At 60.5% G+C, this 20,547-nt stretch carries 17 protein-coding genes; 16 read left to right on the forward strand and 1 reads right to left on the reverse strand.

All coding sequences use genetic code 11. From position 1 onward, the window contains the following. The 11 genes from V6S97_RS24475 (at position 1) to V6S97_RS24525 (ending at position 12,947) form a co-directional block, all read left to right on the forward strand. Positions 1 to 1,116 carry an ABC transporter ATP-binding protein gene (locus tag V6S97_RS24475; protein WP_020813027.1) on the forward strand — a complete coding sequence of 372 codons (1,116 nt, stop codon included), beginning with the start codon at positions 1 to 3 and terminating at the stop codon, positions 1,114 to 1,116. A 17-nt stretch (positions 1,117 to 1,133) separates the two neighbouring features. Next, on the forward strand, positions 1,134 to 2,639 hold the full coding sequence (locus V6S97_RS24480) for a GMC oxidoreductase (protein ID WP_020813026.1): 1,506 nt from the start codon (positions 1,134 to 1,136) through the stop codon (positions 2,637 to 2,639). A gap of 86 nt (positions 2,640 to 2,725) precedes the next feature. Continuing rightward, positions 2,726 to 4,381 carry a GMC family oxidoreductase gene (locus tag V6S97_RS24485; protein WP_020813025.1) on the forward strand — a complete coding sequence of 552 codons (1,656 nt, stop codon included), beginning with the start codon at positions 2,726 to 2,728 and terminating at the stop codon, positions 4,379 to 4,381. A gap of 76 nt (positions 4,382 to 4,457) precedes the next feature. After that, positions 4,458 to 6,557 carry an FAD-dependent oxidoreductase gene (locus tag V6S97_RS24490; protein WP_020813024.1) on the forward strand — a complete coding sequence of 700 codons (2,100 nt, stop codon included), beginning with the start codon at positions 4,458 to 4,460 and terminating at the stop codon, positions 6,555 to 6,557. A 384-nt stretch (positions 6,558 to 6,941) separates the two neighbouring features. Then, positions 6,942 to 7,757 carry a DUF2189 domain-containing protein gene (locus V6S97_RS24495; protein WP_020813023.1) on the forward strand — a complete coding sequence of 272 codons (816 nt, stop codon included), beginning with the start codon at positions 6,942 to 6,944 and terminating at the stop codon, positions 7,755 to 7,757. 101 nt (positions 7,758 to 7,858) lie between these two features. Further along, positions 7,859 to 8,245, forward strand: a complete 387-nt coding sequence (locus tag V6S97_RS24500) for a c-type cytochrome (RefSeq protein ID WP_020813022.1) — start codon at positions 7,859 to 7,861, stop codon at positions 8,243 to 8,245. 179 nt (positions 8,246 to 8,424) lie between these two features. After that, positions 8,425 to 9,240, forward strand: coding sequence for a cytochrome c oxidase subunit II (locus tag V6S97_RS24505; protein ID WP_020813021.1), 816 nt, complete (start codon positions 8,425 to 8,427; stop codon positions 9,238 to 9,240). 56 nt (positions 9,241 to 9,296) lie between these two features. Further along, positions 9,297 to 11,075 (forward strand): cbb3-type cytochrome c oxidase subunit I, encoded by a 1,779-nt coding sequence (locus tag V6S97_RS24510; RefSeq protein ID WP_334427833.1) that lies wholly within the window; start codon positions 9,297 to 9,299, stop codon positions 11,073 to 11,075. Then, a complete protein-coding gene (locus V6S97_RS24515) occupies positions 11,072 to 11,776 on the forward strand; it encodes a cytochrome c oxidase subunit 3 (RefSeq protein WP_020813019.1) in 705 nt (234 codons plus the stop codon). The genes V6S97_RS24510 and V6S97_RS24515 overlap by 4 nt, the downstream gene beginning before the upstream one ends. A gap of 110 nt (positions 11,777 to 11,886) precedes the next feature. Then, positions 11,887 to 12,609, forward strand: a complete 723-nt coding sequence (locus V6S97_RS24520) for a heme-copper oxidase subunit III family protein (RefSeq protein ID WP_020813018.1) — start codon at positions 11,887 to 11,889, stop codon at positions 12,607 to 12,609. 14 nt (positions 12,610 to 12,623) lie between these two features. Then, positions 12,624 to 12,947 carry a cytochrome C oxidase subunit IV family protein gene (locus tag V6S97_RS24525; protein WP_020813017.1) on the forward strand — a complete coding sequence of 108 codons (324 nt, stop codon included), beginning with the start codon at positions 12,624 to 12,626 and terminating at the stop codon, positions 12,945 to 12,947. Between the two features lie 16 nt (positions 12,948 to 12,963). On the opposite strand, the gene V6S97_RS24530 is transcribed toward V6S97_RS24525, so the two are convergent. Continuing rightward, a complete protein-coding gene (locus V6S97_RS24530) occupies positions 12,964 to 14,010 on the reverse strand; it encodes a GlxA family transcriptional regulator (RefSeq protein ID WP_020813016.1) in 1,047 nt (348 codons plus the stop codon). Between the two features lie 85 nt (positions 14,011 to 14,095). Here V6S97_RS24530 and V6S97_RS24535 point away from each other — a divergent pair, with 85 nt between their 5' ends. The 5 genes from V6S97_RS24535 to glyA are packed head-to-tail and all read left to right on the forward strand — an operon-like array spanning position 14,096 to position 20,523. Then, positions 14,096 to 15,349 (forward strand): sarcosine oxidase subunit beta family protein, encoded by a 1,254-nt coding sequence (locus tag V6S97_RS24535; protein ID WP_020813015.1) that lies wholly within the window; start codon positions 14,096 to 14,098, stop codon positions 15,347 to 15,349. 12 nt (positions 15,350 to 15,361) lie between these two features. Beyond that, positions 15,362 to 15,682, forward strand: coding sequence for a sarcosine oxidase subunit delta (locus V6S97_RS24540; protein WP_003504489.1), 321 nt, complete (start codon positions 15,362 to 15,364; stop codon positions 15,680 to 15,682). Beyond that, positions 15,679 to 18,669, forward strand: coding sequence for a sarcosine oxidase subunit alpha (locus tag V6S97_RS24545; protein WP_020813014.1), 2,991 nt, complete (start codon positions 15,679 to 15,681; stop codon positions 18,667 to 18,669). The genes V6S97_RS24540 and V6S97_RS24545 overlap by 4 nt, the downstream gene beginning before the upstream one ends. A gap of 13 nt (positions 18,670 to 18,682) precedes the next feature. Then, positions 18,683 to 19,237, forward strand: coding sequence for a sarcosine oxidase subunit gamma (locus V6S97_RS24550; RefSeq protein WP_162690428.1), 555 nt, complete (start codon positions 18,683 to 18,685; stop codon positions 19,235 to 19,237). Positions 19,238 to 19,254: 17 nt separating this feature from the next. After that, complete coding sequence (glyA, locus tag V6S97_RS24555; RefSeq protein ID WP_209692110.1) at positions 19,255 to 20,523, forward strand: serine hydroxymethyltransferase; 1,269 nt, start codon at positions 19,255 to 19,257, stop codon at positions 20,521 to 20,523. The last annotated feature ends 24 nt before the right edge of the window (positions 20,524 to 20,547 follow it).

Consider the following 20,547-nt stretch of genomic DNA (forward strand, 5'->3'; position numbering starts at 1 on the left):
ATGTCGTTTCTCGAAATCTCTCATCTGCGCAAGTCCTATGGCGCGCTGGAAATTCTAAAGGACATCAATATCGACATCGAGGAGGGCGGTTTTCTGGTGCTTGTCGGGCCTTCCGGCTGCGGCAAATCCACCCTGCTCAACACGATTGCCGGGCTGGAACCCATCACATCAGGCACGATCTCGATCAACGGGCGCAACGTAGCCGGCCTGCCGCCGTCGCAGCGCGATATCGCCATGGTGTTTCAGTCCTACGCGCTCTATCCCAACATGACCGTTGCCGGGAACATCGCTTTCGGTATGGAGATCCGCAAGGTTCCGAAGGAAGAGCGCGAAAAAGCGATCAGGCAGGTCGCCGATATTCTCCAGATCGGCCATCTCCTCGACCGTAAGCCGAGCCAATTGTCGGGCGGTCAACGGCAGCGCGTCGCCATGGGGCGTGCGCTGGTGCGCAATCCGCAGGTCTTTCTTTTCGATGAGCCGCTATCCAACCTCGACGCCAAGCTGCGCGTCGATATGCGCACCGAGATCAAGCGGCTTCACCAGCGCATGAAGACCACGATCGTCTATGTGACCCACGACCAGATCGAGGCGATGACGCTGGCGACGAAGATCGCGGTACTGAAGGACGGCGTTCTGCAACAATTCGGCTCGCCCGCCGAGATTTACAACAATCCGGCAAACATGTTCGTCGCCGATTTCATGGGCTCGCCCGCCATGAACCTTTTAACCGGCACCATCGAGCAGGATGCGTCCGGACTATCCGTTTCCCTTGCGAGACCCGATGGCGAGCCGATGCGTCTTCCCGTCGCGGCCGGCAAGGAGGCGCTGGCGTCCCATGCGGGCCGGCAGGTCATTTTCGGCATTCGACCCGAGGCTTTGACAGACCCGGAAGGGGCGGACCGGAACGCCAGAACGCTTGCCGAGGGAGAATGCCACATCGAGGTCGTGGAACCGGCCGGATCGGACACATTCGCCGTGACCAAGCTCGGCGGCAAGGAGGTCGTTGCCCGCCTGCGCGCCGATGCCCGCATTCACGCCGGCCAGAACGCCCGTCTTGCCTTCAATCTCGACAAGGCCGTGTTCTTCGATCCGACGAGCCAGGCGCGTATTGCCTGAGTATTTGGTGGATCGGCATGATGAACAGTCCAGACATTGTCATTATCGGCTCCGGTATCGGCGGCGCGACGATTGCCGCCGGGCTTGCGGCGACAGGCGCTGACATCCTGATCCTTGAAGCCGGCGATTATATCGCCGACAGCCCGATCAATCGCGACCAGCGCGCCATCTTTCAGAAGGGCCATTTTCGCCCCAAGGAGAGTTGGTACGAGGCCAATGGCGCTGCGTTTAATCCCGGCAATTATTACAACGTCGGCGGAAATTCGAAATTCTACGGCGCGGTGCTGTCCCGTTATCGCAAGGAGGACTTCAGCGAGATCAGGCACAGGGAAGGCGTGTCTCCCGCATGGCCGTTTCCTTACGAGGAGCTGGAGCCATGGTACAGCAAGGCGGAGGCGATGTATCAGGTTCGCGGCGAGCTGGGCGCGGACCCGACCGAACCTGAACATTCCGCAGCATATTCATTTTCCCCCGTTGCGGACGAGCCGCCGGTGGCGGATGTCCGGGCACGCCTGAAGGCGAAAGGCCTGCATCCCTTCTCCCTGCCGCTTGCCATCGATATCGAAAAATGGCTCTCGAAAGGCCGGACACCGTGGGATGCCCATCCAAATTCTCGCGATGGCAAGATGGATGCGGAGACTGCGGCGCTCCTAAAAGCTCTCGAATATCCGAACGTCAAAATCGAAACCTCCGCTAAGTTAACCAGACTTGAGGCGGGACAGAGCGGCAACATCGAGCGCGTCCATTATGAAAAGCACGGCGAGGCCCGCTCGGTTACGGCAAAACTGGTGATCCTGTCTGCGGGAGCCGTGCAGTCGGCCGTGCTGCTGCTCCGCTCGGCGGATGAACGATATCCGAAGGGTCTTGCGAATTCCTCCGATCAGGTCGGGCGAAACTTCATGAACCACAATTCGTCGGCTGTAATTGCCGTGTCGCCAAGCTTCCGCAACACGGCCGTCTATCAAAAGACATTCGGCTTCAATGACTTCTATCTGTCCGACGGTGAGGGCGGGCCGCCTCTTGGCAACGTCCAACTGCTCGGCAAGATTTCTCCGGCGATCTTGAAGGGGGCAATGCCCCGCGTGCCGGAATGGTTGCTCCGGCAACTGACCGGACACGCGATCGATTTCTACGCCATGAGCGAAGACATTCCTCATCCCGACAGCCGGATAATGGTTGACGGAAACCGCATCGTTCTCCACTGGCGGCGAACCAACTGGGACGCTCATCTGGCGCTGGTTGCGAAACTCAAAGGCATCCTCAAATCGGTCGGTTTCCCGATCGTCTTGTCGAAACCTTTCGATAAACGCACGCCGTCGCATCAGTGCGGCACGATCCGCATGGGCAACGACCCGGCGGCTGCACCGCTCGACCCCTTCTGCCGTTCCCATGACCACCGCAATCTTTTCGTTGTCGATGCCAGCTTTCTGCCGACGTCGGCAGCCGTCAATCCGGCGCTCACCATTGCGAGCCAGGCGCTGAGGGTTGCCCATCATATCTCGACGGAGGACCTCGCCCCATGAGGCTGACGACCCCGCATTTCATGGCCGCGATGCCGCTTTATGCCGATGGCGGCCATCAGATTACTCAAGTGTAACAGGATAGTTCGATGCGTTTCGACTATATTATCACCGGTGCCGGCCCCGCAGGATGTGTGCTTGCAAACCGTTTGAGCGAAGACCCCGATGTCAACGTCCTGCTGCTCGAAGCCGGTGGAGGGGACTGGAATCCGCTTTTCCACATGCCGGCCGGTTTTGCCAAAATGACCAAAGGCGTGGCGAGCTGGGGTTGGGAGACGGTGCCGCAAAAGCACATGAAGGGCAGGGTGTTGCGGTACACCCAGGCCAAGGTGCTGGGCGGCGGCTCATCGATCAATGCCCAGCTTTATACGCGCGGCAATGCGGCCGATTACGACACATGGGTCTCCGAGGATGGCTGTGAAGGCTGGAGCTATCGCGACATCCTGCCCTATTATAAACGCGCCGAAGACAATCAGCGTTTCGCCGACGACTATCATTCCTATGGCGGACCGCTTGGCGTCTCGATGCCGGTTTCGGCCCTGCCCATCTGCGATGCTTACATTCGAGCAGGCCAGGAACTCGGCATGCCCTATAATCACGATTTCAACGGCCGGCAGCAGGCCGGCGTCGGCTTCTATCAGCTCACGCAGCGCAACCGGCGCCGGTCGTCCGCATCACTCGCCTATCTCAACCCGATCCGGCATCGCAAGAACCTGACGATCAAACTCGGCGCACGCGTCTCCCGCATCGTTCTGGAAGGAAAACGCGCCATAGGGGTCGAGGTTGTCGGAAAATCCGGCTCGGAAATCATCCGCGCCGAACGGGAAGTCCTCGTCTCTTCCGGCGCGATCGGCTCCCCCAAGCTCCTGCAGCAATCGGGTATCGGCCCGGCGGACCATCTGAAATCCGTGGGCGTGAAGGTGCTGCATGACCTGCCCGGCGTCGGTTCGAACCTGCAGGATCATCTCGATCTTTTCGTGATTGCCGAATGCACCGGCGACCATACCTATGACGGCGTCGCCAAACTTCACCGGACGATATGGGCGGGGCTTGAATATATTCTGTTCCGCACCGGCCCGGTTGCCTCCTCGCTGTTTGAAACGGGCGGTTTCTGGTATGCGGACCCGGACGCGCGCTCGCCGGATATCCAGTTCCATCTGGGATTGGGGTCGGGTATCGAGGCGGGCGTGGAGCGGCTGAAAAACGCCGGGGTCACGCTGAATTCCGCCTATCTTCATCCCAGATCGCGCGGAACCGTGCGGCTGTCATCCTCCGATCCGGCCGCCGCGCCGTTGATCGATCCCAATTACTGGTCCGATCCCCATGACCGGAAGATGTCACTGGAAGGTCTCAAGATCGCCCGCGAGATATTCCAGCAGGCGGCGTTGAAGCCATACATCATGGCGGAACGTCTGCCCGGCCCCAAGGTCATGACGGATGATGAGCTTTTCGAATACGGCTGCGCGAATGCCAAGACCGATCACCATCCCGTCGGCACCTGCAAGATGGGCAACGGGCCGGAATCAGTCGTCGGCCTTGATCTCAAGGTACACGGTCTTGAAGGACTGCGCGTCTGCGATTCCTCCGTCATGCCGCGCGTTCCCTCGTGCAACACCAATGCGCCGACGATCATGGTCGGAGAGAAGGGCGCGGACCTGATAAGAGGACTTGCCCCCCTTGCACCGGCGATTTTCTCGCACGAACGCAATGAAACGCGTCCAAGGGCGCGCGCGCAGGTTCGATAGTCATTCCGCGATCAGGCGGTCTTGATGCGAACCCGAGACGAAGCCTGCAAGGCAATTTACGAGGAGTACAACGCTCATGGACGCGACCGTCCCGCAGCATATTCTTGACGCGCTCACGGATGTGAACATGCCGCGTTTGCCGAAAGCGCCCGGTCCCAAGGAGATGATCGTGCTCGGTGGCATCGATGTCCCGGTTCATCGCGCCGGCTGCGTCGTGGTCGGCTCCGGTGCCGCCGGGCTGCGGACTGCGGTGGAAATGAAGCGGCGCGGCGATGACGTCGTCATCCTCAGCCAGAGCGCGTGGGGTGGGACATCCGCCTGTTCCGGATCCGACAAACAAACGCTCCACACCGCGAACACGGCCGATCAGGGCGACAACTTCAAGGCAATGGCGCGCGCCATCCGCAGCGGCGGCGCCATGGATGAGGATACCGCCTATGTCGAGGCGGTGGGATCGGCGCGCATGATGGCCTCCCTGCAATTCCTCGGGCTGCCCCTGCCGCAGGACCCGCTGGGCGGGACGCTGCGATATCAGACCGACCACGACGAAGTCGGCCGGGCGACCAGTTGCGGCCCCCGCACATCGCGGCTGATGGTCAAGGTGCTTGCGGATGAAGCGATCCGTCTGGATATCCCGTTTCACAATCATACCACCGTCGTCAAAATACTGACCGAAGGTTTGAATGACGAAAGACGGGTCGTCGGCGTCCTCGCCATGCAGCCCCATGAGCGCAGCGATACCAACCCGTTCGGGATTGCTCTCTTCGTGTGTCCGGTGATTGTGCTTGCAGCCGGCGGACCGGGCGAGCTTTATCGCGACAGCGTTTATCCCAATGGCTGTTTTGGTTCTCTGGGGCTGGCGCTGGAGGCGGGGATAGACCTCGTCAACCTCACGGAAAGCCAGTTCGGTATAGGCACCCGACGGGAGGGATTTCCCTGGAACCTGTCGGGAACCTATGTTCAGGCCATCCCGCATATTTATTCGCTGGATGCCGGGGGCAAAGAGCATCATTTTCTGGCGGACTACTATCGCAATACGCAGGAAATGGCCTCCAACATTTTCCGAAAGGGCTATCAATGGCCCTTCCATTCGACCCGTATGCTCGATTTCGGTTCAAGTCTGGTCGACCTTGCGATCTTCCGCGAGTCGGCGGCCGGGCGGCGGGTCTTTATGGACTTCAATCGCAATCCGCTGGCGGTGCCCGGCGATCTTCCGTTCAGCCTTGACCGTCTCGACGCAGACGTCAGCAGCTACATCGAAAACGCCGGCGCGATGAAGGAACGGCCGATCGACCGGTTGAAGCATATGAACCCGCTCGCGATCGAACTCTACCGGCGCTACAAGATCGACATCGCCAGCGAGCCGCTGGAATTTGCGGTGAACAACCAGCACATGAACGGCGGCATCATGGTCGATACCTGGGGGCGGACCAACCTGACGGGCTGCTATTCTGTCGGCGAGGCCGCAGGTACGCATGGTGTGACACGTCCGGGTGGTGCGGCGCTGAATGCCGGGCAGGTATTCGGCACACGCGCGGCCGAACATATCGGCGCAAGTCGCCGCGCGAAATCCCCGTCATCGGCAAATATTGAGGCGGCGGCATTAGCGGGCATCAATGACCTTCTCGCCATTCTGAAGGAGGATAGTCGCCTGTCCGCCAAGAACATCCGCACCGAAATCCAGTCCCGCATGAGCGATAAGGCGGGGATGATATGCGATGCCGAAAGCGTTTCGCAGGCGCTTGCCGGGGCGCGTTCGCTCAATGCGACGATCCGCTCGAACGGGATTGCTTACGGACGGGCTGCCGAGGCGGTTCGCGCCGTTCAGTGGCAACAGATGGCGATTGCGTCCGAGGCCGTGCTCACGGCGTTGGATTACTTCATTCGCGATGGCGGCGGCAGCCGAGGCGCACGCGCGATCTGCGATGCTGACGGTGAACTGGTTCCGAACGTCAATGCGGGACCCTTGCATCAATTCCGCTTTCGCAGGGAGAAAGACGACCATCGAAGCGAGCAGATCGTCGTCAGGCTCGAAGGTGAGGATATGGCGACATCGACGCGTCCCAACCGCGTCTTCGATGAAAGCAAGAAATCCTTCTTTGAACGGGACTGGCCCGCCTGGCTCACCGGACGCATCTATGATCTCGGTGAAAGAGAAGGATGCGCCGAAGACTGAATTCGTTTTGAATTATGCTCGGACGGGCCCCATTCACGCCTTTGATACGGCCGATCAGCATTCTGTCCTCGCGCTCGCAAGCTAGGCGCCTTTCAAGAAAAAAAATGAAGAAGCGGATCAGCCTCTGCCGGTGGAGGTGTTTTCCTCCATGGCTGGCCAGCTTGCCGGTGCGAGGAGCCCCCCGGCGGGATTGTCTTCGGAGGACCGGCGTTGCCCCCGGTCGCGCTGACGACGAGCATCTAATTTCTCTAATTTAAAGAACAGGCGACAAAGGCGCCCGGATTTGATAAATTACAATTTAGCCGGTTGCGGTTTGACGCGCGGATAAAGTCTCCAGGCGTTTCCACGCCGCCAGCCGGATCATGGCGCAGGAGGAGAAGTGCTATGACGGCATTCCATGTCATGGCCGGTGCGACCGGTGAATTTACTCGCCCCGAAGTCCGCAAGATTGGTTTCGCGGATATTGTCGATGCATTGAAGTTGGGACTTGATGACTTCAAAGAGAAGCCGTCCCATTATGTCTTTCTCTGTCTTATGTATCCGATTGCGGGTGTTTTTCTGGTCATGTGGAGTTCCGGCGCCAATCTGCTGCCGCTGATTTATCCCTTGATGTCAGGTTTTGCGCTGATCGGTCCGATCGCCGCCATCGGTCTTTATGAAATCAGCCGACGACGTGAGCAGGGGTTGGATAGCTCCTGGCGTCATGCGCTGGAGGTTCGACACTCTCCGGCCCTGCCGTCGATTATCGCGGTCGCCGTCATGCTGTTCGTGCTTTTCGCCCTCTGGCTGATTGTGGCGCAGCACCTCTACACCACGACGTTCGATGCGGCCGGTCCGGCTTCACTCTCAACCTTTCTGTCAGACGTGCTGACCACCCCGGAGGGACTTTCCCTGATAATCTGGGGGAATCTTGCCGGTTTCGTTTTCGCGGTCATTGTGCTGGCGACAACGGTGGTGGCGTTCCCGCTGATGCTTGACCGGGATGTCGGCGCAGTCGCGGCGGTGGATGCGAGCATACGCGCCACGCTCGCCAATCCGGTTCCAGTTGCGCTTTGGGGGTTGATCGTCGCGGCGCTGCTCGTCGTCGGCACAATCCCGGTTTTCGTCGGCCTTGCAGTCATCATGCCCATCCTCGGACATGCAACCTGGCACCTCTATCGGAAATTGATCGTCCCCGTTTATCCAAACCGTATGCCTTGAACCCATAACGGAAATCTAGCTGTCGATCATCCTTCCCGCTGTTGCGGCTCTCCTAAGGGAGCCGTTGCGGCCGGGATTGCGATGGAGCGCGTGAGGATGCCATGTCGTATCGTTTTCTTGCCATCTGTCTGCTTTTCGCCACGACCCTTCCGCTTGATGCGCACGCACAGGAGGGGGACCCTGCCGCCGGCGCCACCGTTTTCAAAAAATGCGGCATTTGTCATGTCGCCGAAACCGACCAGAACAAGGTCGGACCTTCACTGAACGGCCTGTTCGGCAGAGCCGCCGGCACCCATCCGAATTTCGCCTATTCGCAGGCGATGCAGGATGCGGGCAAGGCCGGGCTGGTATGGGACGAGACATCATTTCGCGATTATCTGCACGACCCCAAGGCGAAGGTGAAGGGCACAAAAATGGCCTTTGTCGGGGTGAAGGACGACACCGACATCACCAATCTCATCGCCTATCTGAAGCAATACTCCAAGTAGCGAAATGATGCGAGCTGAAGAGCTGTTTCTCGCCGGGGTGGATCGGCAGGATAGGGCCGAATGAGGGGCGAACTGCTGCTGTTGCCGCAATTGCTCGCCCGAACTGTTCATGAGATAATGCTAATACGTTTCGCGATAGGATTGTAGAAATAGTCGCGGCCGTGTCAGGGGAGGAGACGATGGCTGTCGTTGTGGTTCTCGTTCTGCTGGTGGTGGGATCGATCGTATTCCACCTGCTGAGCCCTTGGTGGTGGACGCCGATTGCCTCCAACTGGAGCTATATCGACAATACGATCATCATCACCTTCTGGATCACCGGTTTCGTTTTTTCGGCCATCGTGTTGTTCGTCGCCTATTGCGTGTTCCGTTTCAGGCATCGCACGGGAAACCGGGCGGCATACCAGCCTGAAAACAAGCGCCTGGAGGGGTGGCTTGCTGGAGGAACCGGGGTCGGGGTGGCTGCCATGCTCCTGCCGGGCCTCTTCGTGTGGAACCAGTTCGTGACCGTGCCTGATGGCGCCAGCGAGGTGGAAGTCGTCGGTCAGCAATGGCAATGGAGTTTCCGGCTGCCCGGCGCGGACGGCCGGCTCGGACGGGCCGACACGCGCGCCATTGCGCCGGACAATCCGCTCGGTTTGAACAGAAACGACCCCGCCGGAATGGACGATGTCATCGTTGAAGGCGGCGAGTTGCATTTACCCGCCGGCAGGCCGGTGAAGATGCTGCTGCGCGCGGTTGACGTGGTGCATGATTTCTACGTGCCGGAGTTCCGGGCCAAGATGGACATGATCCCCGGTTCGGTCACCTACTACTGGTTCACCCCGACGCGGACAGGAACCTTCGAGGTTCTCTGCGCGGAATTGTGCGGCGTCGGCCATCCGCAGATGCGCGGCACCGTCGTCGTCGATACCGAGGCTGACTATCAGGCCTGGCTACAGCAGCAACCGACTTTCTCGAAATCGCTCGCTTTGGCGGAAAAGTCGGCAGCCAGATGAGCGCCATGCGTCGTTGAACGGAAAAGCCGCGTCGGAGGAAACAGGGAGGACGGAAGATGGTCGAGATTGGATCCGGCGCGGGGCAGGTCATCCAGCCCGCTGAGGTCGAGGATGTCGAGCTTTATCACCCGAAAAGCTGGTGGACGAAATATGTCTTCAGCCAGGATGCCAAGATCATCGCCATTCAATATTTCCTGACCGCGACGGCAATCGGCATGGTGGCGCTGGTGCTATCCTGGTTGATGCGCCTGCAACTCGGCTTTCCCGGTTATTTCTCTTTCATCGACGCGGAACATTATTATCAGTTCATCACCATGCACGGCATGATCATGGTGATTTACCTGCTTACCGCGCTGTTTCTCGGCGGTTTCGGCAATTATCTGATCCCGCTGATGCTCGGCGCGCGCGACATGGTGTTTCCCTATGCGAACATGCTGAGCTACTGGCTCTACCTGCTCGCGGTCCTCGTGCTGGTCGCCGGTTTCTTCGCGCCTGGCGGGCCGACGGGCGCTGGCTGGACGCTCTATCCGCCGCAGGCGCTTTTATCGGGAACGCCGGGCGGGCGCGACTGGGGCATCATCCTGATGTTGTCCTCGCTGATCCTGTTCATCATCGGCTTTACCCTGGGCGGGCTGAATTACGTCGTCACGGTGCTACAAGGGCGCACGCGCGGCATGACGTTGATGCGCATGCCCCTGACGATATGGGGCATATTCACGGCAACCGCCATGGCGCTGCTCGCCTTCCCGGCGCTTCTCGTTGCCGCCGTCATGATGTTGTTCGACCGGCTGCTCGGCACGAGCTTCTTCATGCCCGCCATCGTCGAGATGGGCGAACAGCTGAAACAGGAGGGCGGCAGTCCCATCCTCTTCCAGCATCTGTTCTGGTTCTTCGGCCATCCGGAAGTCTATATCGTGGCACTTCCGGCCTTCGGCATCGTCTCGGATCTCATCAGCACCCATGCACGCAAGAACATCTTCGGTTACCGGATGATGGTCTGGGCGATCGTCATCATCGCGGCGCTGAGCTTCGTCGTCTGGGCGCATCATATGTATGTCAGCGGCATGAACCCGAATTTCGGCTTCTTTTTCGCGACCACGACGCTGATCATCGCCGTGCCGACGGCGATCAAGGTCTATAACTGGGTGCTGACGCTCTGGCGCGGCGATATCCATCTGAACTTGCCGATGCTGTTTGCGCTCGCCTTCATCGTCACATTCATCAATGGCGGATTGACCGGTCTTTTCCTCGGCAATGTCGTCGTAGACGTTCCGCTTTCGGATACGATGTTCGTCGTCGCGCATTTCCATATGGTGATGGGGGTCGCGCCGATCATGGTGATTTTCGGCGCGATCCACCATTGGTATCCCAAAGTCACGGGCCGCATGCTGAACGTGGCGATAGGGCATATCCACTTCTGGATCACCTTTCTCGGCGCTTACGCCATCTTCTTCCCGATGCATTATCTCGGCCTGATGGGCGTGCCGCGCCGTTATTACGAACTGGGCGAGGCCGCTTTCATTCCGCCCTCGGCACACACGCTGAACATGTTCATCTCCGTTGCAGCACTGGTTGTTGGCGCCGCACAACTGCTGTTCCTGTTCAATCTCGCCTGGAGCCTTCGCTGGGGCAAACAGGCGGGCGGCAATCCGTGGCGGGCGACGACACTGGAATGGCAAACGCCGCAGACCCCGCCCGTTCATGGAAACTGGGGCAAGGAGCTGCCGGTCGTCTATCGCTGGCCTTATGACTACAGCGTGCCCGGCGCGGATGAGGACTTCCTGCCGCAAAACCAGCCGGCTGCGGCCGGGCCGTCGGAGAGGGCCCTGTCATGATCGCCATTCTCATCTTCATGGCGGGTATTGCCGGCATCATCGCCTGGTGGATGGCGGGGCAGCGGCTCACTTCAAAACCATGGCTGGAAGTGGGGGTGGCAGGCGATGCACCGCAGATGCAGGGATCGTCGGCGACAATAGCGAAACTTGGGCTCGGCATTTTTCTGGGTGTCGTGGGCGCGCTGTTCACGCTGCTCATCAGCGCCTATCTCGGCCGCATGGGCGGCGCGGACTGGTGGGGCATCCCCATTCCCGGGCTGTTATGGGCCAATACTGCGACGCTTGCCGCTAGTAGTCTGGCGCTGCAATGGGCGAAAACCGAAGCCGGCGCCGGTCGCCGCGACAGGCTGAATATGGCTCTCGCGGCAGCCTTTGCGACGGCCGTTCTCTTCGTTGCCGGGCAGTTTCTGGCGTGGTGGCAACTCACCTCCGCAGGCTATGTGCTGGCGGATAACCCATCGAACAGCTTCTTTTACATGATCACCGGGCTGCACGGCCTGCATATAGTGGGCGGGCTCTGTGTGCTTGGACGCACCGCAATCCGCGCCCGCAGCGAGCCCTTGTTGGCAAGGATGCTCCTGAGCGTGGAGCTGTGCGCCATCTACTGGCATTTCATGCTGGTGGTGTGGCTGATCCTTTTTGCGCTCTTCGCCGGCTGGGCGAATAGTTTTGTCGATCTATGCCGTCAATTGGTCAGCTAGAGCGGCGGGAGATGAACCGGAGCAGGTCCCGCCGCTCTAAGTTTTATCTAAGCATCAGATTTTCCGGACGCTACGTACTTTTACTGGAAATCCTCTAAGGAGTGTCGATCATGACCGCATCCATGGAAAGGCCAGCAAGCGATCCGCATCTGCGCCCCACGGGAATGCGCGGCGTTGCCGCCGATCTGTCATCGGACCAGCGGGCGTTCAAGAACGTCTCCTGGGGCAAGGCGATGATGTGGATCTTCATCCTCAGCGACATCTTCATTTTCGGCTGTTTCCTCCTGGCCTATATGGCCGCGCGCATGTCGACCACCGTCGCCTGGCCCAATCCGAGCGAGGTTTTTGCGCTGACGATTGGCGGCAAGGATATCCCGCTGATCCTGATTGCCATCATGACCTTCGTCCTCATCAGCAGCAGCGGCACGATGGCCATGGCCGTCAACTTCGGATACCGCCGTGACCGTCGCAAAACCGCGGCGCTGATGGTGGTAACGGCCCTCCTTGGCGCGACATTCGTCGGAATGCAGGCATTCGAATGGACGAAACTGATCGAGGAAGGCGTGCGTCCCTGGGAAAACCCATGGGGTGCGGCGCAATTCGGTTCGACGTTCTTCATGATCACGGGCTTTCACGGCACCCATGTCTCGATAGGCGTGCTGTTCCTCCTCATCATCGCGCGCAAGGTATGGCGGGGAGATTTCGATCAGGAAAGGCGGGGATTTTTCACCAGCCGCAAGGGGCACTACGAGGTCGTCGAGATCATGGGGCTTTATTGGCACTTCGTCGATCTGGTGTGGGTCTTCATCTTTGCATTCTTCTATCTGTGGTGAGTGAGGATGGCATCATGGCACAGGAACAATCACAGCAGCATCCGATAAGACTTTATATGGTGGCCTGGGGACTGCTTTTTGTTCTCAGCACGTTCTCCTATATGGTCGATTATCTCGGCATTCAGGGCTATCCCCGATGGTCTTTGATCATCGTATTCATGCTGCTGAAGGCGGGGCTGATCATCGCGATTTTCATGCATCTGGCCTGGGAACGGCTCGTCTTGATCTACGTCATCCTGCTCCCACCGGTCCTCGTGCTTGTCTTCGCCGCCCTGATGGTGTCGGAATCCAATTATACGGCTTTCACCCGGCTGACCTTTATGACTGCGGGTTCCTAGGCCGCGGCAACATATTTCAGGCTTGCGGAAGCAGCACGCCGACGGCGAATTCCTCGTCAGTCGCTGTGTGGCCGGCCTGCGTCTTGCGATATTCGCTGGGCGTGAAACCGCGCTCGGTTCGCAGCGTGCGAGAAAGATGCGGCGCGTCGCAGAAACCGGTGGCGAGCGCAATCTGGGTGATCGGGTCATGCGTGGTGCGCAGGAGGGAGAGCGCACGGTCCAGCCGAAGCTCGAGATAGACCTTGGACGGCGTCGCGTTCAGGTCGGTGAGGAAACGCCGTTCGAGGCTGCGGCGGCCAAGGCCAAGGTCGTTCGCCAGTTCCAGCACTGTTTTCGGAACCTCGATATTCTGCTGCATCCGCAGGATCGCTTTTTTGACCAGAGGATCATTGGCCTTTCGCGCGCTCTGCTGGCCGGGCTGGGGTTTTTCGCCGCTCAGCGCGCTGTCGATCATCATGATGTTGAGGCTTTTGATGGCGGCGGACTGGCCGACATGGCGCTCGACGAGGAAAGCCGCCAGATGGGCTGCGCCGTGACCACCGGAACAGGTCAGCCGGTCACGGTCGATGACGAAAATCTGGTCGGAGATCATCTGGACGGTATCGAAACGGTCGAGAAAATCCTGATGGTGGAACCAGCTCACGCAGCAGCGATAACCATCAAGCAGGCCCGCTTCATGCAGAATGAAGACACCGGTGCAGAGCCCGACGATGGGAATGCCCGCCGCCGCCCGGTCTTTCAGGAACCGCAGCGCTTCCTGCGGCAGGGCGCTGTGATCGCTGATCAAGCCGCCGACAACGACGATATAGTCGTAATGCCCGGCGTCCATCAGCCGTGTATCCGGCTGCACCTTCACGCCGCAGCTCGATTGCACGCTGCCCAGCGTTGCCGAGAGCACCGACCACTCACACAGGATAGGTCGGGAACGGTCCGCCTCGTCGGCGGCAAGACGCAGCACATCAACGAAATTCGCAAAGGCTGACAGCGTGAAGCGGTCGGCAAGCAGGAAGGCGACGCTGAGGCGTTTTCTGGCGCGGTGTGAGGTCATGACGCAAATATTCATGCAAACAGACGCGATTGTCCAGCCGGGGCGCGGCAAATGCTCATAGCGTTTACGACACGAGATTTTCCAACCATCGGGTCCGCTCATGACGCGTTTTAATGCTTTCAATCTTTTGCGGAATGCCCTGACCGGCCACAAGAACTGGGACGAGCAGTGGCCGGACAGCCAGCCGAAAGCCGAATATGACGTGGTCATCGTCGGCGCCGGCGGCCATGGTTTGGGTGCCGCCTATTATCTGGCCAGCCAGCACGGCATCACCAATGTCGCCGTCATCGACAAGGGTTGGCTCGGCGGCGGTAATACCGGCCGCAACACGACGATCATCCGCTCGAACTATCTCTATGACGAGAGCGCCCGTCTTTACGATCACGCCGTCGATCTGTGGGAGAACTTGAGCCAGGAGCTGAACTACAACGTCATGTATTCAAGGCGCGGCGTGCTGATGCTGGCGCATAATGTGCACGATGTGCAGAGCTTCAAGCGTCATATCCATTCCAACCGTTTGAACGGTGTGGACAATCGCTGGCTCACCCCGGAAGAATGCAAGGAATATTGCCCGCCGCTCAGCATTGTGCCGAATGCGCGTTATCCTGTCATGGGCGGTGCGCTTCAGGAACGTGCCGGCACTGCGCGCCACGACGCCGTCGCCTGGGGGTATGCGCGCGGCGCTGCCGCCCGTGGGGTCGATATCATCCAGAACTGCCCGGTCACCGCCATTCGTCGCAATGCCGATGGCTCCGTCGCTGGTGTCGAGACGGCGAGGGGCTTCATCAAGGCGAAGAAGGTCGCGGTTTCCGCCGCCGGCCACACCTCAGTTGTTATGGACACGGCCGGCGTGCGCCTGCCGCTCGAAAGCTATCCTTTGCAGGCGCTGGTGTCGGAGCCGATCAAGCCGATCTTCCCCTGCGTTGTCATGTCGAATGCGGTCCACGCCTATATCAGCCAGTCCGACAAGGGCGAGCTGGTTATCGGTTCGGGTACGGACCAATATACATCCTATTCGCAGCGCGGCGGCCTGCCGCTGATCGAGCATACGATTGCGGCCATCGTCGAAATCTTCCCGATCTTCAATCGCATGCGGATGCTGCGCAAATGGGGCGGTATCGTCGATGTGACGCCGGATCGCTCGGCCATTCTCGGCAAGACGCCGGTTGACGGGCTTTACGTCAATTGCGGCTGGGGTACGGGCGGTTTCAAGGCCACGCCGGGCGCTGCGCACACCTTCGCCTGGACCATTGCCAAAAACGAACCGCACCCGATCAACGCGCCGTTCACGCTGGAACGCTTCCGCACCGGCCGCCTGATCGACGAGGCCGCCGCCGCCGCGGTGGCGCATTGAGGAGCCGACCCCATGCTTTTGATCCGCTGCCCCTATTGCAATGAAACGCTGCCCGAAGCCGAATTCACCTATGCCGGGCAGGCCCATATTACCCGCGCCGCCGATCCTTCGTCGCAGACCGATGAGCAATGGGAAGAATTCCTGTTCATCCGCGAAAACGTGAAAGGCCCGCATTTCGAGCGCTGGCGGCATCTGCATGGTTGCGGCCGCTTCTTCAACGCCGTGCGTGACACGGTGAGCGACCGCTTCCTCACGACCTATCGTGCGGGTGAACCGCGTCCAGAACTTTCTTCCCTGACCCGTGCACCAGCCAGTTCCGAGGTGTCGAAATGAACTCCTATCGCGTTTCCGGCCGTGGCCGTGTGGATGCCACCCGCTCGGTCAGCTTTACCTTCGATGGCAGGACCTATCGCGGCGTGAAGGGCGATACGGTCGCCTCGGCACTTCTCGCCAATGGCGTGCATCTCATGGGCCGCTCGTTCAAATACCACCGCCCGCGCGGCCCGGTGGCGGCGGGTTCCGAAGAGCCGAATGCGCTGATCGGCACCCGCCGCAGCGCAGGACGTTTTGAGCCGAACACCCGCGCCACGGTGCAGGAAATCTGGAACGGGCTGGAAACCACCTCCCAGAACAAATATCCGAGCCTGAAATTTGATATCGGCGCTGTCAACGACATGGCCTATATGCTGTTTTCAGCAGGTTTCTATTACAAGACCTTCATGTGGCCGAAGAGTTTCTGGAACAAGGTCTATGAGCCCTTCATTCGCGCGGCCGCGGGTCTCGGCGTTTCCCCCACCGAGGAAGACCCGGATATCTATGCCTCGCGCAACCTGCATTGCGATGTGCTGATCGTCGGCGCTGGTCCGGCTGGTCTGGCGGCGGCGCGTGCGGCGGCGGTCGATGGTCTCAAGGTCGTGCTGGTCGATGAAAATGCCGAAGCCGGCGGCACGCTGCTGTCGGAGCCGCAGGCGAAGATCGATGGCAAGCCCGTATGGAACTGGCTGGCGGATGAATTGACGGCACTGAAGGAGCGCGGCGTCAAGGTAATGACCCGCACGACGGCCATCGCCTATTACCACCAGAACATGATCGGCCTTTGCGAAAAGTTGACCGACCATTTAGAGGCCGTGCCGAAGGATACGCCGCGCGAACGCCTGTGGCGCGTTCGGGCGCGTCACGTCGTATTGGCGCAGGGTGCACTGGAAAAGCCGCTGGTTTTCCACGGCAACGACCGGCCGGGCGTGATGCTCGCGGGTGCCGCCCAGACCTATCTCAACCGCTATGGCGTCAAGGTCGGCAACCGGCCGGTGGTGGTGACGAGCCATGACAGCGCCTGGTACGCGGCGTTTGATCTTCACGGCGCGGGCGCACGCGTTCAGGCAATTGTCGATACCCGCGCCAAGGTGCGGGAAGAACTGGTGAACGAGGCGCGTGCGCTCGGCATTCCGGTCAAGCTGTCGCATACGGTCACGGCGACGTCGGGGCGGCTGCGCGTCAAGTCAGTCCGGGTCAATCCGGTTAGTGGCGCGTCGGTCGGTGCGGGACAGGAAATCGCCTGCGATGCGGTGCTGATGTCCGGCGGCTGGACGCCGTCGCTGCATCTCTTTTCCCATACGCAGGGCAAGATCGCCTGGGATGATGAGCGGACTACCTTCCTTCCTGCCGCCACCAACGAGGATTGCGTGATTGCCGGGGCCGGACGCGGGCTGTGGGGCATCGAAGCGGCGCTGAAGGACGGTGCTGAACGGGGTCGCGAAGTTGCAGCAGTGCTCGGCAAGGCCGCCAACCCTTCCGCTCTTGTGGTGGAACATGACCGCACCGGCAGCGGCGTCTCGCACACGGAACTGCCGAGCGACCGTGATGCCGGCAAGGCCAAGGCTTTCGTGGATTACCAGAACGATGTGACCGCCAAGGATCTGAGGCTCGCCGTGCGTGAGGGCATGCGTTCCATAGAGCACGTCAAGCGCTACACCACCAACGGCATGGCGACCGATCAGGGCAAGATGTCCAACATCAACGGCCTCAACATCGCGGCGGAAGCACTCGGCAAACGCCAGCCGCAGGTCGGCCTCACCACCTTCCGCCCGCCCTATACGCCGACGACCTTCGGAGCCTTCGCCGGTTATCACCGCGGCGCGCATTTCGAGGTAACGCGCAAGACGCAGATCGACGGGTGGGCTGAGGCGCATGGCGCGGTCTACGAGCCGGTCGGACAATGGCGTCGCGCCTGGTATTTCCCTAAACCGGGCGAAGACATGGATGCGGCTGTCGGCCGTGAATGCCGGGCGGTGCGCCAGAGTGTGGGCATTTTCGACGCCTCGACGCTCGGCAAGATCGAGGTTGTCGGGCCTGATGCGGTCGAGTTCATGAACCGCATGTATACCAATCCCTGGACGAAGCTCGCCGCCGGCCGTTGCCGTTATGGCCTGCTGCTCGGCGATGACGGCTTCATTCGCGACGATGGCGTCATCGGCCGCATGACCGAAGACCGTTTCCACGTCACCACCACGACAGGCGGCGCCGCCCGGGTGCTGAACATGATGGAGGATTACCTCCAGACGGAGTGGCCGGATCTCAATGTCTGGCTGACCTCGACGACCGAACAATGGTCCACCATTGCGCTGAACGGCCCGAACGCGGCAAAGCTGCTCGCGCCGCTGGTGGAAGGCGTCGAACTGACGGAAGAGGCCTTCCCGCATATGTCCTGCGTGGAGTGCACGGTGGCCGGCATGCCGGCGCGGCTGTTCCGCGTCAGCTTCACCGGCGAGATCGGCTTCGAGGTCAATGTCCCTGCACCGCTCGGCCGCAAGCTCTGGGAAATCCTGTGGGAGGCCGGCCAGCAATATGGCATCACGCCTTACGGCACCGAGACCATGCATGTGCTGCGTGCCGAAAAGGGTTACATCATCGTCGGTCAGGATACCGATGGTACCGTCACGCCCTATGACGCCGCGATGGGCTGGGCCGTGGGCAAGAACAAGCCGGATTTCGTCGGCAAGCGTGGCCTTGCCCGCCCCGATCTCGTCGCCAAGGATCGCCGTCATCTCGTCGGCCTTCTGACCGAAGACCGCTCGAAGCTGGAAGAGGGCGCGCAGATCGTCTTTGATCCGAAACAGCCGATCCCGATGAAAATGGTCGGCCACGTCACCTCGTCCTATCACTCGGATGCCGCCGGCCAGCCCATCGCGCTGGCTCTGGTGGAGGGTGGCCATGAGCGGATGGGCGAGACCGTCTACATCCCCATGCTGGACCGCACCATTGCCGCGAAAATCACCGGGATGGTCTTTGTCGATCCCGAAAATACCCGCCTGAAAATCTGACCCGGAGATGACAATGAACATGCGCGTTTCCTCCCTCGTTTCCGGCACTTTGGCCGAGAGCAAAGCGGCCCGGGTCAGCATCCTGCCGGTGCAGACGCGGCTGTCGCTACGCGCCCGGGGTGATCTCACCCCGCTCAGCGCCGCCCTTGGCCTTGCCTTGCCCGACCGGATCGGCACCCGCTCCGCCGCAGGCGAAATCGAGGCCGTGCGCCTCGGTCCCGACGAATGGACGATCCTTGCTCCGACAGGGGAAGCCGACAGGCTGATTGCGGCCTGCGGCGCTGTCTATGCCAGCCACCCACACAGCCTCGTCGATATTTCCGGCCGGGAAGTGACGCTCTCGATCGAGGGGCCACAGGCTGGCGAACTGCTGACGCTGGGCTGCGCCCGCGATATCGACACCATTGCTATTGGTGAGGCGCGCCGAACGATTTTCGACGGCGTGACCGTGGTGCTCTGGCGCGATGCGGAAAACCGTTTCCGCATGGATATCTGGAACAGCTTCGTGTCGCATCTTGGCCATTTGCTTGAAACCGGCTGCAAGGAACTTGCGGCTGATATCGCTTGATCTGGGAGGAAAAAACAATGCTCAACCGCCTGTCACATAATACCGTTTCGGACACGGTGATCGCTGACGCCATCGCCGAGGAACTCGACCGCCAGAAAACGCAGATCGAGCTCATCGCTTCGGAAAACATCGTTTCCGCCGATGTTCTGGCGGCTCAAGGCTCGGTGCTGACCAACAAATATGCCGAGGGCTATCCCGGCAAGCGTTATTACGGCGGCTGCGAATTTGTCGACAAGGTCGAACAGGTCGCCATCGACCGGTTGAAGCAGCTCTTCGGTGCAGAATTCGCCAATGTGCAGCCGCATTCCGGCGCGCAGGCCAATCAGGCGGTGTTTCTGGCGCTGCTGCAGCCGGGCGACCGGATCATGGGCATGTCACTTGCCCATGGCGGCCACCTGACCCACGGTTCGTCGGTGACGATGTCCGGCAAGTGGTTCGATGTCGTCTCCTATGAGGTCGATGCCGATACACATCTGATCGATATGGAGAAGGTGCGGGCGCGGGCGCTGGAGACCAAGCCGAAGCTGATCGTGGCGGGCGCATCGGCCTATCCGCGCCAGATCGATTTTGCCGGCTTCCGCAGAATAGCCGACGAAGTCGGCGCTTATCTGATGGTCGACATGGCCCATTATGCCGGTCTGATCGCCGGCGGCAAATATCCGAACCCGGTGCCGCACGCCCATGTCGTCACCTCCACCACCCACAAGACCCTGCGCGGCCCCCGCGGCGGCGTGATCCTTACCAATGACGCCGATCTGGCGAAGAAGCTGAACTCGGCCGTCTTCCCCGGCAATCAGGGCGGCCCCCTGATGCACGTCATCGCCGCCAAGGCCGTGGCTTTCGGCGAGGCCTTGCGTCCGGAATTTTCCGACTATGCCGGCCAGGTCATCGCCAATGCGCAGGCGCTGGCAAAGGTGCTGACGAAGGGTGGTCTGGGCATCGTCTCGGGTGGAACCGACAGCCACATGGTGCTGGTCGATCTGCGGCCGAAAGGCGTGACCGGCAAGGTTGCCGAAATCGCTCTGGAGCGGGCGGGGCTTACCTGCAACAAGAACGCCATTCCCAACGACCCGGAAAAGCCCTTCGTCACTTCGGGCGTCAGGCTTGGAAGCTCGGCGGGTACCACCCGCGGTTTCGGCGTGGCCGAATTCGAACAGATCGGCGCGCTGATCTTACGTGTCATCGACGCGCTGGCGGCGAATGCCGAAGGGGATGCCGCGGTCGAAGCCGAGGTGCGGGGAGAGGTTGCTGCACTTTGCGAGGCCTTCCCGATCTACGGTTCGTAAGCGGCCCTGCCGGGCTTCGATTAG

Origin of the sequence: Agrobacterium sp. CCNWLW155 (assembly GCF_036888815.1) — a bacterium.
GTDB lineage: Bacteria > Pseudomonadota > Alphaproteobacteria > Rhizobiales > Rhizobiaceae > Agrobacterium > Agrobacterium radiobacter.